The organism is Nigerium sp. (genome assembly GCF_039811905.1).
Lineage (GTDB): Bacteria > Actinomycetota > Actinomycetes > Propionibacteriales > Propionibacteriaceae > Propioniciclava.
This window is the reverse complement of sequence record NZ_JBDHZL010000001.1, coordinates 120669-133974: the sequence shown is the minus strand read 5'-3', so window position 1 is coordinate 133974 and position 13306 is coordinate 120669. Positions and strand designations below refer to the sequence as shown.

General features: G+C 72.5%; 13 protein-coding genes and 1 pseudogene. 1 reads left to right on the top strand and 13 read right to left on the bottom strand.

What is annotated here, in order from left to right:
- Nucleotides 1-49 precede the first annotated feature (49 nt).
- The 8 genes and pseudogenes from lgt to hisI all read right to left on the bottom strand — a co-directional run.
- On the bottom strand, nt 50-952 hold the full coding sequence (gene lgt, locus WMJ97_RS00575) for a prolipoprotein diacylglyceryl transferase (protein ID WP_347347002.1): 903 nt from the start codon (nt 950-952) through the stop codon (nt 50-52).
- A 2-nt stretch (nt 953-954) separates the two neighbouring features.
- Complete coding sequence (trpA, locus tag WMJ97_RS00570; RefSeq protein ID WP_347347001.1) at nt 955-1803, bottom strand: tryptophan synthase subunit alpha; 849 nt, start codon at nt 1801-1803, stop codon at nt 955-957.
- Nucleotides 1800-3035: a tryptophan synthase subunit beta gene (trpB, locus tag WMJ97_RS00565; protein ID WP_347347000.1), complete on the bottom strand. Its 1236-nt coding sequence runs from the start codon at nt 3033-3035 to the stop codon at nt 1800-1802. The genes trpA and trpB overlap by 4 nt, the downstream gene beginning before the upstream one ends.
- A 12-nt stretch (nt 3036-3047) precedes the next feature.
- A complete protein-coding gene (trpC, locus tag WMJ97_RS00560; protein WP_347346999.1) occupies nt 3048-3863 on the bottom strand; it encodes an indole-3-glycerol phosphate synthase TrpC in 816 nt (271 codons plus the stop codon).
- A 2-nt stretch (nt 3864-3865) separates the two neighbouring features.
- Nucleotides 3866-4132, bottom strand: coding sequence for an HGxxPAAW family protein (locus tag WMJ97_RS00555; protein WP_347346998.1), 267 nt, complete (start codon nt 4130-4132; stop codon nt 3866-3868).
- Nucleotides 4129-4659: a Trp biosynthesis-associated membrane protein gene (locus tag WMJ97_RS00550; RefSeq protein ID WP_347346997.1), complete on the bottom strand. Its 531-nt coding sequence runs from the start codon at nt 4657-4659 to the stop codon at nt 4129-4131. The genes WMJ97_RS00555 and WMJ97_RS00550 overlap by 4 nt, the downstream gene beginning before the upstream one ends.
- The gene (locus WMJ97_RS00545) at nt 4652-6184 is read right to left on the bottom strand and encodes an anthranilate synthase component I (RefSeq protein ID WP_347346996.1); all 1533 of its coding nucleotides are present in this window, start codon (nt 6182-6184) and stop codon (nt 4652-4654) included. The genes WMJ97_RS00550 and WMJ97_RS00545 overlap by 8 nt, the downstream gene beginning before the upstream one ends.
- An 89-nt stretch (nt 6185-6273) precedes the next feature.
- A pseudogene (gene hisI, locus WMJ97_RS00540) lies at nt 6274-6639 on the bottom strand (phosphoribosyl-AMP cyclohydrolase); the annotation flags it as partial.
- 111 nt (nt 6640-6750) lie between these two features.
- Here hisI and WMJ97_RS00535 point away from each other — a divergent pair.
- A complete protein-coding gene (locus tag WMJ97_RS00535) occupies nt 6751-7368 on the top strand; it encodes a TIGR03085 family metal-binding protein (protein WP_347346995.1) in 618 nt (205 codons plus the stop codon).
- Between the two features lie 177 nt (nt 7369-7545).
- Here the strand turns inward: WMJ97_RS00535 and WMJ97_RS00530 are convergent, their stop codons facing one another.
- The 5 genes from WMJ97_RS00530 to gatC all read right to left on the bottom strand — a co-directional run bounded on the left by WMJ97_RS00530 (nt 7546) and on the right by gatC (nt 13210).
- Nucleotides 7546-8460 carry a type IV toxin-antitoxin system AbiEi family antitoxin domain-containing protein gene (locus WMJ97_RS00530; RefSeq protein WP_347346994.1) on the bottom strand — a complete coding sequence of 305 codons (915 nt, stop codon included), beginning with the start codon at nt 8458-8460 and terminating at the stop codon, nt 7546-7548.
- A 233-nt stretch (nt 8461-8693) separates the two neighbouring features.
- The gene (locus tag WMJ97_RS00525) at nt 8694-9767 is read right to left on the bottom strand and encodes a sugar kinase (protein WP_347346993.1); all 1074 of its coding nucleotides are present in this window, start codon (nt 9765-9767) and stop codon (nt 8694-8696) included.
- 134 nt (nt 9768-9901) lie between these two features.
- Complete coding sequence (gene gatB / locus WMJ97_RS00520; protein ID WP_347346992.1) at nt 9902-11389, bottom strand: Asp-tRNA(Asn)/Glu-tRNA(Gln) amidotransferase subunit GatB; 1488 nt, start codon at nt 11387-11389, stop codon at nt 9902-9904.
- A 1-nt stretch (nt 11390) separates the two neighbouring features.
- Complete coding sequence (gene gatA, locus WMJ97_RS00515; protein ID WP_347346991.1) at nt 11391-12917, bottom strand: Asp-tRNA(Asn)/Glu-tRNA(Gln) amidotransferase subunit GatA; 1527 nt, start codon at nt 12915-12917, stop codon at nt 11391-11393.
- Nucleotides 12914-13210: an Asp-tRNA(Asn)/Glu-tRNA(Gln) amidotransferase subunit GatC gene (gene gatC, locus WMJ97_RS00510; protein ID WP_347346990.1), complete on the bottom strand. Its 297-nt coding sequence runs from the start codon at nt 13208-13210 to the stop codon at nt 12914-12916. The genes gatA and gatC overlap by 4 nt, the downstream gene beginning before the upstream one ends.
- Between the last annotated feature and the right edge of the window lie 96 nt (nt 13211-13306).

Genomic DNA, 13306 nt, shown 5'->3' with positions numbered 1-13306 from the left:
ATCGGCGATCGACAAAGCGTGTGACGACGAGGTAAAAGGGCCGGTTTGTTCAGGAGGCGACCCGGCCGCGGGCCGCGGCGTCCTGCTCGCGGTGCCCGTCACTGTAGACGGACGCCTCCGCGCGGGGGAAGGCCCGGCGCAGAGCCGCGAACGCGATCAGGCCGCCCACGCACACGACCAGGGCGGTCACCTGGTTCGTGCGCAGCGGGCCGAGGTAGTAGGAGAAGTCCGTGCGCATCCCCTCGATGACGACGCGGATCGCCCCGTAGCAGGCCACGTAGAGGGCGAAGACCTGGCCGTGGCCGAGGTCGAGGCGCCGCGCGAGCCAGACCAGCAGCAGCGCGGCCAGCAGGTTCAGGAGCAGCTCGTAGGCGAACGTCGGGTGAAACGTCGCGTACTGCTCGAAGCCCGGCGGCCGGTGAGCCGGGTCGATCTCGAGCCCCCACGGCAGGGTCGTCGGGTAGCCGAACAGCTCCTGGTTGAACCAGTTCCCGAGGCGTCCGATGGCCTGGCCGACGGCCAGGCCGGGGGCGATGGCGTCCCCGAACGACAGCAGCCGGACGCCGCACCGGCGCGCCCCGATGTACGCGCCCAGCGCCCCGCCGAGCAGCGACCCGAAGATCGCGATGCCGCCCTCCCAGATCGCGAACGGGTTCATGTGGCCCGGGCCGAAGTAGTCTCCCCAGTGCGTCAGGACGTGATACGTGCGCGCCCCCACGATGCCGAACGGGACCGCCCACATGACGATCGTTCCGAAGTCGTCCTCGCTGCCGCCGCGGTCCTGGAAGCGCCGCGAGCCGATCAGGTAGGCGGTGAAGATCGCCGTCAGCATCGTGAGCGCGTAGACGTGGATCGTCACCGGGCCCAGGTGGAACGCGTTGAACGGCGGGGACGGGATGAACAGCGGCGGCAGGGTCGGCAACGGGACGACCAAGGGGGCGGGCGCGGTCACCGTCAGGACTCCCGGGAGCGGCGGACGCCCGCCGCTAGGTCGGCCACGACCTCGCGCAGGGCGCTCAGGTCGTCGGGACGGCCGGCGTCCTCGGCGGCGAGCAGCGTCCGGACGAACGCGGACCCGACGATCACACCGTCCGCGAACGCCCCGACCTCGGCGGCCTGGTCGCCGTTCGAGACGCCCAGCCCGACGCCGACGAGCACGTCGGGGGCCAGGTCGCGCAGGCGGGCGACCAGCTCGGGGGCCGCGCTCGACGTGGACTGCCGCGCGCCCGTGACGCCCATGACGGCCGTCGCGTACACCCACCCGCGGCACGCGCGCGCGGTCGAGACGATGCGCTCGTCGGACGACGACGGGGCGACCAGGAAGATCCGGTCGAGCCCGTGGGCGTCGGAGGCGGCCATCCAGTCGTCGGCCTCGTTCGGGGTGAGATCGGGGGTGATGAGCCCGCAGCCGCCGGCGTTCGCGAAGTCGCGGGCGAAGGCGTCCACGCCGTAGTGGTCGACGAGATTCCAGTAGGTCATGGCGACGGCGGGCGTCCCGGTGGCGGCGATGGCCTCGATCGCGCCGAAGACGTCCCGCGTCCGGACGCCGCGCTCCAGCGCGCTCGTGCCGGCGCGCTGGATGACGGGGCCGTCCATCATCGGGTCGGAGTACGGCAGCCCGATCTCGACCAGGTCGACGCCCGGGGAGTCGCCGTCGCCGCACAGCGCGGCGAGCGCCCGGTACGACGTCGGGACGTCGGGGTAGCCGACCGGCAGGTAGCCGACGAGGGCCGCCCGGCCCTCCTCGCGGGCCCGCAGGTACGCCTGGCCGGACTTGCCGGCGCTGGTCAGGACGCCGCTCACTTCGCGCCCCCCACCGTGTCGTTGGGACGGCCGTCGAGGCCGAACCACTCCAGGGCCGTCGCCACGTCTTTGTCGCCGCGTCCGGACAGGCAGACGCAGATGATCGGACGCAGCTCCGGCTGCTCCTCGGCGAGGCGCCGGCCGAGCCGCATCGCCCCCGCGAGGCCGTGCGCCGACTCGATCGCCGGCATGATGCCCTCCAGGCGCGTGAGGCGCTCGAAGGCCTCCATCGCCTCGGCGTCGGTGACCGGCTCGTAGGTCGCGCGTCCGGTCGCCGCGAGGTAGGAGTGCTCGGGGCCGACGCCGGGGTAGTCGAGCCCGGCGGAGATGGAGTGGCTCTCGACGGTCTGCCCGTCCTCGTCCTGCAGGACGTAGGTGCGCATGCCGTGCAGGACGCCGATCGACCCGCCCGTGATCGAGCTCGCGTGGTGGCCGGTCTCGATGCCCTCGCCGCCGGCCTCGAACCCGTAGAGCTTCACCGCGGGGTCGTCGATGAAGTCGGCGAACATGCCCATGGCGTTGGACCCGCCGCCCACGCAGGCCGCGACCGCGTAGGGAAGCTCGCCGTAGGCGTCCAGGATCTGCCGGCGCGCCTCGGTGGAGACGACGCGCTGGAACTCCTTGACGACCTTCGGGAACGGGTGCGGCCCCGCGACCGTGCCGATCAGGTAGTGCGTGTCGTCGACGCTCGCGACCCAGTCGCGCATGGCCTCGTTCATCGCGTCCTTGAGCGTCTTGGAGCCGGCCTCGACGGCGACGACCTCGGCGCCCAGCAACTGCATGCGGGCCACGTTGAGCGCCTGGCGGTCGGTGTCGACCTTGCCCATGTAGACGCGGCACTCCAGGCCGAGCAGCGCGGCGGCCGTCGCGGTCGCGACGCCGTGCTGGCCCGCGCCGGTCTCGGCGATCACCCGCTTCTTGCCCATGCGCTTGGTCAGCAGGGCCTGGCCGAGGACGTTGTTGATCTTGTGGCTGCCGGTGTGGTTCAGGTCCTCCCGCTTGAGCAGGATGAGCGCGTTGCCGGCCTCCTCGCTCAGGCGCCGGGCCTCCGTGATGGGAGACGGACGCCCCGCGTAGTCGCGCAGCAACCGGTTCAGTTCGGCGACGAAATCGGGGTCGGCCAGCGCCGCGGTGAACTCGCTCTCCAGTTGGCCGAGGGCCGCGTACAGGGCCTCGGGGACGAACCTGCCCCCGAAGACGTCGTAGTGGCCCGAGGAATCGGGCAGTGTCACGTTGTCTCTCCTCTATAGCTGACTGGCCCGCAGCGCGCCCTTGGCGACGCTGCCGACCGTCGTGAAGTCGGCGACCGCCTGGCGGGGGTTGCCGCCGGTGACCAGCGCCTCGCCGACCAGCACCACGTCGGCGCCCGCCTCCGCCACACGCGCGACGTCGGCGGTGGACAGGATGCCGGACTCGGCGACCCTCACCCGATCGTCCGGAATCAAATCAACCAGCTTCTCGAACTGGGCGAGGTCGACGTCCAGAGTCTGGAGGTTGCGGTTGTTGACGCCGAGCAGCGCGGCCCCCGTGTCGACGGCCCGCCGGGTCTCGTCGGGCGTGTGGACCTCGACCAGGGCGGTCAGGCCCAAGTCGCCGGCGAGGGCGAGCAGGCGGTTCAGCTCGAGGTCGCTCAGGGCGGCGACGATGAGCAGGCAGAGGTCGGCGCCTGCGGCGCGCGCCTCGTAGAGCTGGTAGTCGGTGACGATGAAGTCCTTGCGGAGCACCGGGGTCTCGACGGCCGCGCGGACGGCCACCAGGTCGTCCAGACTGCCGTGGAAGCGCCGCTGCTCGGTGAGCACCGAGATCGCCCCCGCTCCCCCGGCCTCGTACTCGCGCGCCAGGTCGGCGGGCTCGGGGATGTCGGCCAGGTGACCCTTGCTGGGGCTGGCCCGCTTCACCTCCGCGATCACCGCGAGCTCGGGCGCGCGGAAGCGCGGCAGCGGGTCGCGGGTGGGCGGAAGGCCTGCGACGGCGTCCACGAGGTCGTCCAGCGGACGCCGCGCCTCGCGCTCGGCGAGGTCGTCGCGGACGCCCAGGATGATGTCGTCGAGGACGCCCACGCTCACTCCCAGACCTGGCCGAGCCCGGCCCGCGCCATCAGGCCGCCGACCAGCGCCCCGCCGACCGCGACCACGAGCCCGATGACGATCAGGGGCACGTTGAGGTCCAGGAAGAACCCGACCGCCGCGATCACGAAGCCCACCAGGGCGATCATGCTGCCCGCCCAGGACGCCGGCGAGCGGCCGTGGTGGTACTTCGGGGTCTGGCCGGGGGCGAGTGCGGCGTGCGCGCCGTGGCGCTGGGTCTGATCGCTGGGCTGCTGCGTCATCGCTCGTCCTTCTTCTCCTCGACTTCGTCGGCGGTGGGATCGACGCCGACGTCCATAGCTTTCCAGGAAGTCAGCGAATCATCCAGCGGCGCGCTCGCGCCCGTGGACGCCGCCGACCCGGCCCGCCGCGGCCGCCACGCCAGCCACGCGGCGGCCAAGGCCCCCAGCGCGGCCGCCCCGGCGTAGGCCCACGACCAGCCCGTCGGCACCGGCGCGCCGGCTCCGAACGTCGCGCCCTCCGGCGCCCGCCCGGACGCCTGCGCCCCCACGACGGCCGCCCACGCGTAGATCGCGGCGAGCACCACGCCGAGGACGCGGCGTCCGTTCCCCCGGACGGCCAGCGTCGCCAGGACGCCCGCGAGCGCGACCAGCGCGAGCGCCTGCGCCTGACCGCCGGTGGCCTCGGTGCCGGTGACGTGCGTCGCGACGGTGCCCTCGGCCGAGAACCACGACTGGGACGCCGCGACGAGCGTCGCCGCGCCCGTCACCCACAAGGCGAGCACGGGGCCGGGCCGCACGTCAGGCATCCCCCTCGCGCGCGTCGCCGAGCCGCACCAGCCCGGACGCCGTCGCGACGGCCCGCAGCGCTGCCGCCGCCTTGTTGCGGGACTCCAGATCCTCCGACGCCGGGACCGAATCGGCGACGATGCCGCCGCCGGCCTGGACGAACGCCCGCCCCTCCTTCAGCACGGCCGTGCGGATCGCGATCGCCACGTCGGAGTTGCCCGCGAAGTCGAAGTAGCCGACGACGCCGCCGTAGAGCCCGCGGCGGCTCACCTCGAGCCGGTCGATGATCTCCATCGCGCGCACCTTCGGGGCGCCCGAGAGCGTGCCGGCCGGGAAGCAGGCGACGGTGGCGTCCAGCGCGGTGTGCTCGGGACGCAACTCGCCCACGACCGTCGACTCCAGGTGCTGGATGTGGCTGTACTTGCGGACCTTCATGAACTCGATGACCGACACCGTTCCCGGGACGCAGACGCGGCCCAGGTCGTTGCGCCCCAGGTCGACGAGCATGAGGTGCTCGGCGCGCTCCTTGGGGTCGGCCTCGAGGCGGGCCTGCAGGGCGGCGTCCTCCTCCAGGGTCGCCCCGCGGGGCTGGCTGCCGGCGATCGGGTGCGTCGTGACGCGCCGGTCGGTCACCGTGACGAGCGCCTCGGGGCTGGACCCGACGATGTCGAGGCCCTCGAGCCGCAGCAGGTAGAGGTAGGGGCTCGGGTTCGTGCCGCGGAGGACGCGGTAGACGTCGAGGGCGTCCGCGGGGCACGGCGTCTCGAAGCGCTGGCTCACCACGATCTGGAAGGCCTCGCCGGCCTTGATCTCCTCCACGGCCGCGCGCACGGACGCCTCGAACTCGGGTTGCGTCCGCTGCCGGACGACCTCGCCGGACGCCTCCGCCGACCGGGTCGCCACCAGGGGCTCCGCGGGCTCGGTGAGCCGGTCGGCCATCGCCTGGACGCGGGCGCAGGCGTCCGCGTAGGCCTCCTCCACCCGCTCGTCGGAGTCGTCGAAGTTGATCGCGTTGGCGATGAGCCAGACCTCGCCGGTGTGCAGGTCGAGGACGGCCATGTCGGTGACGAGCATCATCACCAGTTCGGGGATGCCGAGGTCGTCGGGGTTGTCGTCGGGGACGCGCTCCAGCCGCCGGACGACATCGTAGCCCAGGTACCCCACCAGCCCCGATGTGAGCGCCGGCAGCCCCTCGACGCGCGGCGTGTGAAGCGCGGCGAGCGTCTCGCGCATGACCTCGAGCGGGTCGCCCCCGGTCGGCAGGCCTTCGATCTCGCGGCCCGCCCACGTCCAGACCGCCTGCCCGTCGCGCTCGACGAGCGTGGCGGCGGCGTTGACCCCGAGGAACGAGTACCGGGAGAACACCCCGCCCTCGGCCGACTCGAAGAGGAACGTGTTCTTCCGGTCGCCGCACAGGTGGTGATAGAGGCCCACCGCGGTGAAGTCGTCGGCGAGGAGGCGCGTGTACACCGAGACGACGCGGCGCCCGCGCTCGGACGCCGCCGCCTTGAACCCCGCGAGGTCGGGCGTGATGGTCAGAGTCATCGGGCCTCCTTCGGCTCAGGGGTGCGCTGATCGGGGGCAGCAGGTGCGGGGGACGCGGGGGCCGCAAATGCGGGGCCCGCGGCGTCCGCCGTGGCCGTGTCGTCGGCCAGGACGAGGTCGGCGTCGAAGCAGGTGCGGTCGCCGGTGTGGCAGGCCCCGCCGGTCTGGTCGACCGTCACGAGGACGGTGTCGCCGTCGCAGTCGAGGCGCACCTCCCGCACGCGCTGCGTGTGCCCCGACGTCAGCCCCTTCACCCACAACTCCCGTCGGCTGCGCGACCAGTAGGTGCCCTGACGCGTCGCGAGCGTGTGGGCCAGGGCCTCGGCGTTCATCCACGCCATCATCAGCACCTCGCGGGACGTCGCGTCCTGCACCACGGCCGGCACGAGCCCGGCCTCGTTGAACGTCACTCGCGCGGCGAGGTCGTCGGGAAGGTCGGTGGGCATGTTCGCCATTCTTCCACGGCGCTCCGTCCACGCTTGTTGCCGGGCGTCCGCTGGGATGGGCCGGCGCCCGCGGCGTCCGGCGTGCTGAGCGCGGCGAGCGGTCGCGCTAGGGTCGGACCCATGTACGCCAAGCACGAGCGCGACGCCTGCTGCGACGCCCTGTCCGAAGCCGGCCCCGACGCCCCGACGCTGTGTGAGGGGTGGACGGCGTCCGACCTGGCCGCCCACCTGTACGTGCGCGAGTACGAGACGTGGGCCGCGTCCGGCATGGCGATCCCGCCGCTGGCCGGCCTGCTGGACGGCCGGATGCGCGCCGCCCAGGAGCGGCTCGGCTTCGACGGGCTGGTGAGCGCGGTCCGCAACGGGCCGCCGCCGCTGTCGCCCTTCTCGCTGCCCGGCATGGACGAGAAGGGCAACCTGACGGAGTACTTCGTGCACACCGAAGACGTCCGCAGGCCCGCGGGCCTGGCGCCGCGCGAGCTCCCCGACGGCATGGAGGACGCCTTGTGGGCCCGCCTTTCGTCGATGGGACGCCTCCTGTTGCGCCGGTCGCCCGACGGGGTCGTGCTGGAGCGCGAGGGCACCGGGGAGTCGCTGCACGCCTCCCCCGGAGCCCAGATCGTGACCGTGATCGGGAAGCCGTCCGAGTTGCTGCTCTTCGCCTTCGGTCGCCGGGACGCCGCGGTCGTCCGGTTCATCGGCGAGCCCGGCGCGATCATGCGCCTGAAGCGGGCGTAGGTCTCGGACGCGGCGGCCCTTGGTCGGCGCACCCCCGATCGACGCTTCCCCGGTCGGCGCACCCCACTTCGACATCGAAAACCGACCTCGCGCGTGCCACAACACGCGCAAGGTCGGTTTTCGACGTCGAGGTGAGGTGAATGTCTGCAAGGTGGGCAGATCGTCGTCGAGGTGCCGTCACCGCACGATCCGCCCCGGGCCGGCGTCCAGCACGGCGCGGACGCGGCGCAGCAGCATGGAGGGGGCGTCCAGCTCGGCGTCGGTCCAACGCACGACGAGGTAACCGGCGTCCCGCAGCCGGTCCTCCCTGACCTTCTCGCGAACCACCGCGTCCGCGACGGTCTCGTCGGGATGCCGGAGGCGTCCGTACTTCGCCAGGCCGTCGAACTCCCCCAGGACGCCCCGGTCCTCCCACGCGAAATCCGCGCGCCCGACGAACGTCCCGTTCCACGCCACCCCATATTGGAGGGCCGTCGGTGGGAGACCCGCCTGAGCGAAGAGCACGCGGCTGCGGGACTCGCCGACCGACTCCGAGCGACCGTCCGAGAACTCGACGGCTGCCCGCGCCCGGCTGTTTCCCGGCCAGCGCGCGCCCGCCACGACGTGATCGCGGAGGACGTCCTTCCGGACGCCCGACCGAAGGGCCGCGTCGACGACCCCGACGGCCCAGGGGAACGCCAACTCCCGGGCGAGGTCGACCGCGGTCCGAGCGGGCGAGGTCACCCGCAGCCCGTCGACCTCGACGATCTCGTCGGCGCTGACCGGGCAACCGCGGACGCGCAGGGCCTTGGTCTGGTACCCGCGGCTCGCGCCGGGCCGGGTGACGCAGACGCGCTTCAGCGTCGACCGGGGCACGGGCAGGGCGTGCAGGACGGCAGCGGACGCGTGGCTCACGACCGCCCGACCATCCAGGAGCGGGACCGTGCCCCGGACGCTCATCAGGTGCTCGGCCTCGGGGTCGAGGTGCCCGCCCGGCCGATAGACCCCGTGGCGGACGCGGATCAGTTCCCCCGCGCGGACCAGCCGTCGTTGCTCGCTCTCGTCGACGCCCACCTCGCGCAGGCGGGCTGTGGTGAACAGGTCGTGGTGCATGACCCCACTCCAGCAAACGGGACGCCGTCGCCGGGGCCGCAGGACGGATCTGTGGATACCAATTCCCTCGTCCACAGGGCGCGCATCGGTGTTCGGCAGGGACGCCGCCCTCACCTCGACGACGAAAACCGACCTCGCGCGTGTTGTGGCACGCGCGAGGTCGGTTTTTGTCTGCTAGGTGGAGAGAAGGTCGTCGACGTGCGGCGAGCGTCGTCGAGGTCGCGACCCCACGCTCACCGCTTCACGCGGGCGTTGCCTTTCCACAGGGCCCAGACCTGCTCCTCATCGGCAGGGGCTCCGTAGTCGTAGAGCGACGTCGCCGCCAGCGCGCCGGTCGCCCAGCCGAACTGGGCGCACTGCTCGACCGACCAGCCCTTCAGGATGCCGTACAGGACGCCGCCCACCGACCCGTCGCCGCCGCCGATGCGGTCGATGACGTCGATGTCGCGCAGCGGGGCGAGGTAGAACTCGCCGTCGTTCCACAGCAGGATGCCCCACTTGTGCTGGTTGGCCGACACGACCTCGCGCAGCGACGTCCCGATGTAGTGGGCGCCCGGGTACGCCTCCTTGATGCGGCCGATCATGGCCTTGAAGTCCTCGATCTTGTCGTCGATCGACTTGCCGCCGGCCTCGGGGCCCTCGATGCCAAGGCAGAGCTGGAAGTCCTCCTCGTTGCCGTACAGGATGTCGCAGTTCTCGGCGATCTCGTGGAACGCCTTGCTCAGCTCGTCCTCGCGGCCCTCCCAGAAGGACGCCCGGTAGTTCAGGTCCATCGCGACGCGCGTCCCGTGCTTCTTCGCGGCCTTGGCCAGCTCGACGCAGAACGCGGACGTCTTCGGGCTCAACGCTGCGATCAGGCCCGACAGGTGCAGGATCTTCACGCCCTCTTCGCCGAACAGCCGGTCGAGGTCGAACTGGTCGGCGCTCAGCTCGCGGCCGACCTCGCCGGCGCGGTCGTTCCAGACGCGCGGCCCGCGTCCGCCGTAGCCCGAGTCGGCGATGTTGAACTGGTGCCGGTACCCCCAGGCGTCCCCCTGCTCGATGTCGGGGCCTTCGTAGTCCATGAAGCGCGAACGCAGGTTCGACTTGATCATCAGCGAGATCGGCGAGTCCTTCACGAAGGCGGTGAGCACCTTCGTCGGCTCGCCCAAGTACGCGACGACGCTCGCCACGTTGCTCTCGGCGCTGGTGACCTGCAGGAAGAAGCGGTCGGACGTATGCACCGGCTGGCGGTCCTGCGGCGTGATCCGGACGCCCATCGACGTCGGGATGACGAGGGAGTACTGCGCGTCGGAGCGGAGTTCCATGGTGTGCCTTTCGTGACTCTGCGGTGAGTGTGCGTTTCATCCTCGCACGGGTTTCGCCCAGTCAGATCGGGTTGCCGGGAGTTCCCGCCGGACGCCCGGTCGCCCGGGTCACCAGCGGGACGCCGTCCGGTCGCTCACCCGATCCGCTCGGCCAGCAGCTCCCGGACGCGGCCGGCGTCCGCCTTGCCCTTCATCGACCGCATGACCGACCCCATCAGCGCGCCGATGGCCTGCGTCTTGCCCGAGCGGACCTTCGCGACGGCGTCCGGGTTCGCCGCGATCGCGGCGTCCACGGCCTCGAGCAGGGCTCCGTCGTCGGAGACGATCGCCAGCCCGCGGGCGTCCACGACCTCCGGCGGCGAGCCCTCGCCGGCGAGCACGCCGTCGATGACCTGCCTCGCCAGCCCGTCGTTGATGGTCTTCGCCTCGACGAGCCCCTGCAGCTCGGCGACCTGGGCGGGCGTCATGCCGACGGCGTCCAGCTCGACGCCGGCCTCGTTCGCGCGCCGCGCGAGCTCGCCGAGCCACCACTTGCGCGCGGCCTGCGGGGACGCCCCGGCCGCGACGGTCGCCTCGATCGTGCCCACGGCGTCCGCCGCGACGACGTCGCGCATCTCCAACTCGGAGAAGCCCCACTCGCGCTCGAGCCGGGCCCGCCGTGCGGCGGGCGGCTCGGGCAGCGTCGCGCGCAGCTGCTCGACCCACTCGGGGCTCGGCGCCACCGGGACGAGGTCGGGCTCGGGGAAGTACCGATAGTCCTCCGCCTGCTCCTTGCTGCGCCCAGGGGAGGTGTGCCCCTCCTCGTGCCAGTGGCGGGTCTCCTGGGTGACGCGACCGCCGGCGCCCAGCACCGCGGCCTGCCGCCGGATCTCGAACGTCAGCGCGCCCTCCACCGACCGCAGCGAGTTCACGTTCTTCGTCTCCGTGCGCGTGCCGAGTTCGGACGACCCCTTCGGCATCAGCGACACGTTGGCGTCGCAGCGCATGTTCCCGCGCTCCATGCGCGCCTCCGACACGCCGAGGGCGCGCATCAGATCGCGCAGCAGCGACATGTAGGCCCGGGCCACCTGCGGGGTCTTCTCCCCCAGCCCCAGCACGGGCTTGGTCACGATCTCCATCAGCGGGACGCCCGCCCGGTTGTAGTCGAGCAGCGAGTGGTCCGCGCCCTGGATGCGCCCGGTCGCGCCCCCCACGTGCGTGAGCTTGCCGGCGTCCTCCTCCATGTGGACGCGCTCGATCTCGATCGTGTGGGTCTCGCCGTCGACCTCGACGTCCACGTGCCCGTCGAAGCACAGCGGCTCGTCGTACTGGCTGATCTGGTAGTCCTTCGGCATATCGGGGTAGAAGTAGTTCTTGCGCGCGAACCGGCACCAGCGCGCGATCGAGCAGTTCAGGGCCAGCCCGATCCTGATCGCCGACTCCACCGCCTTGCCGTTCACCACCGGCAGCGAGCCGGGCAGCCCGAGGCACACCGGGCACACGTGCGTGTTCGGCTCGCCGCCGAACGCCGTGGTGCAGCCGCACCACATCTTGGACGCTGTGTTCAGCTCGACGTGCACCTCCAGCCCGAGCGCGGTGTCGTAGGCCGCCATCGCGTCGTCGTAGTCCATCAGGTCGTCCATGTCAGGCCTCCTTCGCCACGTCGAGGTAGGCCCCCGCGGGGCCGTCGGCGAGCGCGTCGCACAGGACGCAGCCCCCCGCGCCGGCGAGCGCGCGCTCGAGCGCCGCCCCCACCCGGTAGAGCCGGTCGTCGGCCAACGGCGGGGCCATGACCTGGAAGCCGACGGGCAAGCCGTCCGACAGGCCGCACGGGAACGACGCCGACGCGTTGCCGGCCAGGTTCGACGGGATCGTGCACAGGTCGGCCGCGTACATCGCGAGCGGGTCGGCGACGCGCTCGCCCAGCGGGAACGCCACGGTCGGCGTCGAGGGCGAGACGAGGACGTCCACCTGCTCGAACGCGGCGTCGAAGTCGCGCGCGATCAGCGTGCGGACCTGCTGCGCCGACCCGTAGTAGGCGTCGTAGTAGCCCGAACTGAGCGCGTACGTGCCGATGATGATGCGGCGCTTCACCTCGTCGCCGAAGCCGGCGCCGCGGCTGAGGTTCATGACCTCCTCGGCGCTGCGCGTGCCGTCGTCGCCCACGCGCAGGCCGTAGCGCATCGCGTCGTAGCGGGCCAGGTTGCTGCTCACCTCGCTGGGCATGATCAGGTAGTACGCACCCAGCGCGTAGGTGAAGTTCGGGCAGGAGACCTCCACGACCTCGGCCCCGGCGGCGCGCAGGGCGTCCAGCGCCTCGGCGAACCGCTCTTCGACGCCCGGCTCGTAGCCCTCGCCGCCCAGCTCTTTCACCACGCCCACGCGCAGCCCCGCGACGTCTCCCGAGCGGGCCGCCTCGCTCACAGGCGGCACCGGCGCGTCGATGGACGTCGAGTCGGCCGGATCGTGGCCGGCGATGACCTCGTGCAGGAGGGCGGCGTCCTCGACCGTGCGCGCGCAGGGGCCCGGCTGATCCAGCGAGGACGCCATCGCGATCACGCCGAACCGCGACGTCCCGCCGTAGGTCGGCTTCACGCCGACCGTGCCCGTGACGGACGCCGGCAGGCGGATCGACCCGCCCGTGTCCGTCCCGATCGCGAGCGGCGCGAGGTAGGCGGCCAGCGCGGCCGCCGAGCCGCCCCCCGACCCGCCGGGGATGCGCTCGACGTCCCACGGGTTGTGCGTGGGGCCGAACGCGGAGTTCTCCGTCGAGGAGCCCATGGCGAACTCGTCGAGGTTCGTCTTGCCCAGGATGACGAGGCCCGCGTCCTTCAGCCGCCGCGTCACCGTGGCGTCGTAGGGCGGCTCCCAGCCGGCCAGGATCGCCGACGCCGCCGTCGTCGGGACGCCGCGCTGGCAGAACAGATCCTTCAGCGCCACCGGGACGCCCGCCAGCGGGCCCAGCTTCTCCCCCGCGTCCAGCCGCGCATCGACGGCGGCAGCCTGCTCGAGCGCACCGGCGGCGTCCACGTGCAGGAAGGCGTTGATCGCGCCGTCGTGGGCGGCGATGCGGTCGAGGAACGCCTGCGTGACCTCGACCGAGGTCAGCTCGCGAGCGGCGATCCGCCGGCCCAGTTCGGCCGCGGTCGCCCGGACGATCGCGGCGCTCATGCTCCCTCCCCCAAGATCCGCGGGACGCGGAAGCGGTCGTCCTCGACCGCGGGCGCGGCGGCCAGCACCTCGGCGGCGGTGAGCCCCGGACGCACCTCGTCGTCCCGGAACACGTTCGTCAGCGGCAGCGCGTGCGACATCGGCGGCACATCCTCGGACGCGACCTCCGCGACGTCGGCCACGGCGTCCAGGATCACCTCCAACTGCGGCGCGAGCCGCGCCAGCTCCTCCTCGGTCAGCTCGATGCGCGCGAGCGCCGCGAGCCGCGCGACATCGGTCGGGCTCAAAGCCACGGTGATGCTCCTGTCTTCGGGTGGTCAGGTTCGGCTGTCCGGAGCCGCGGCCCCTCGGGCCGCAGGCCCGACTATCCTAGAGCCCCGCGCGCGGGG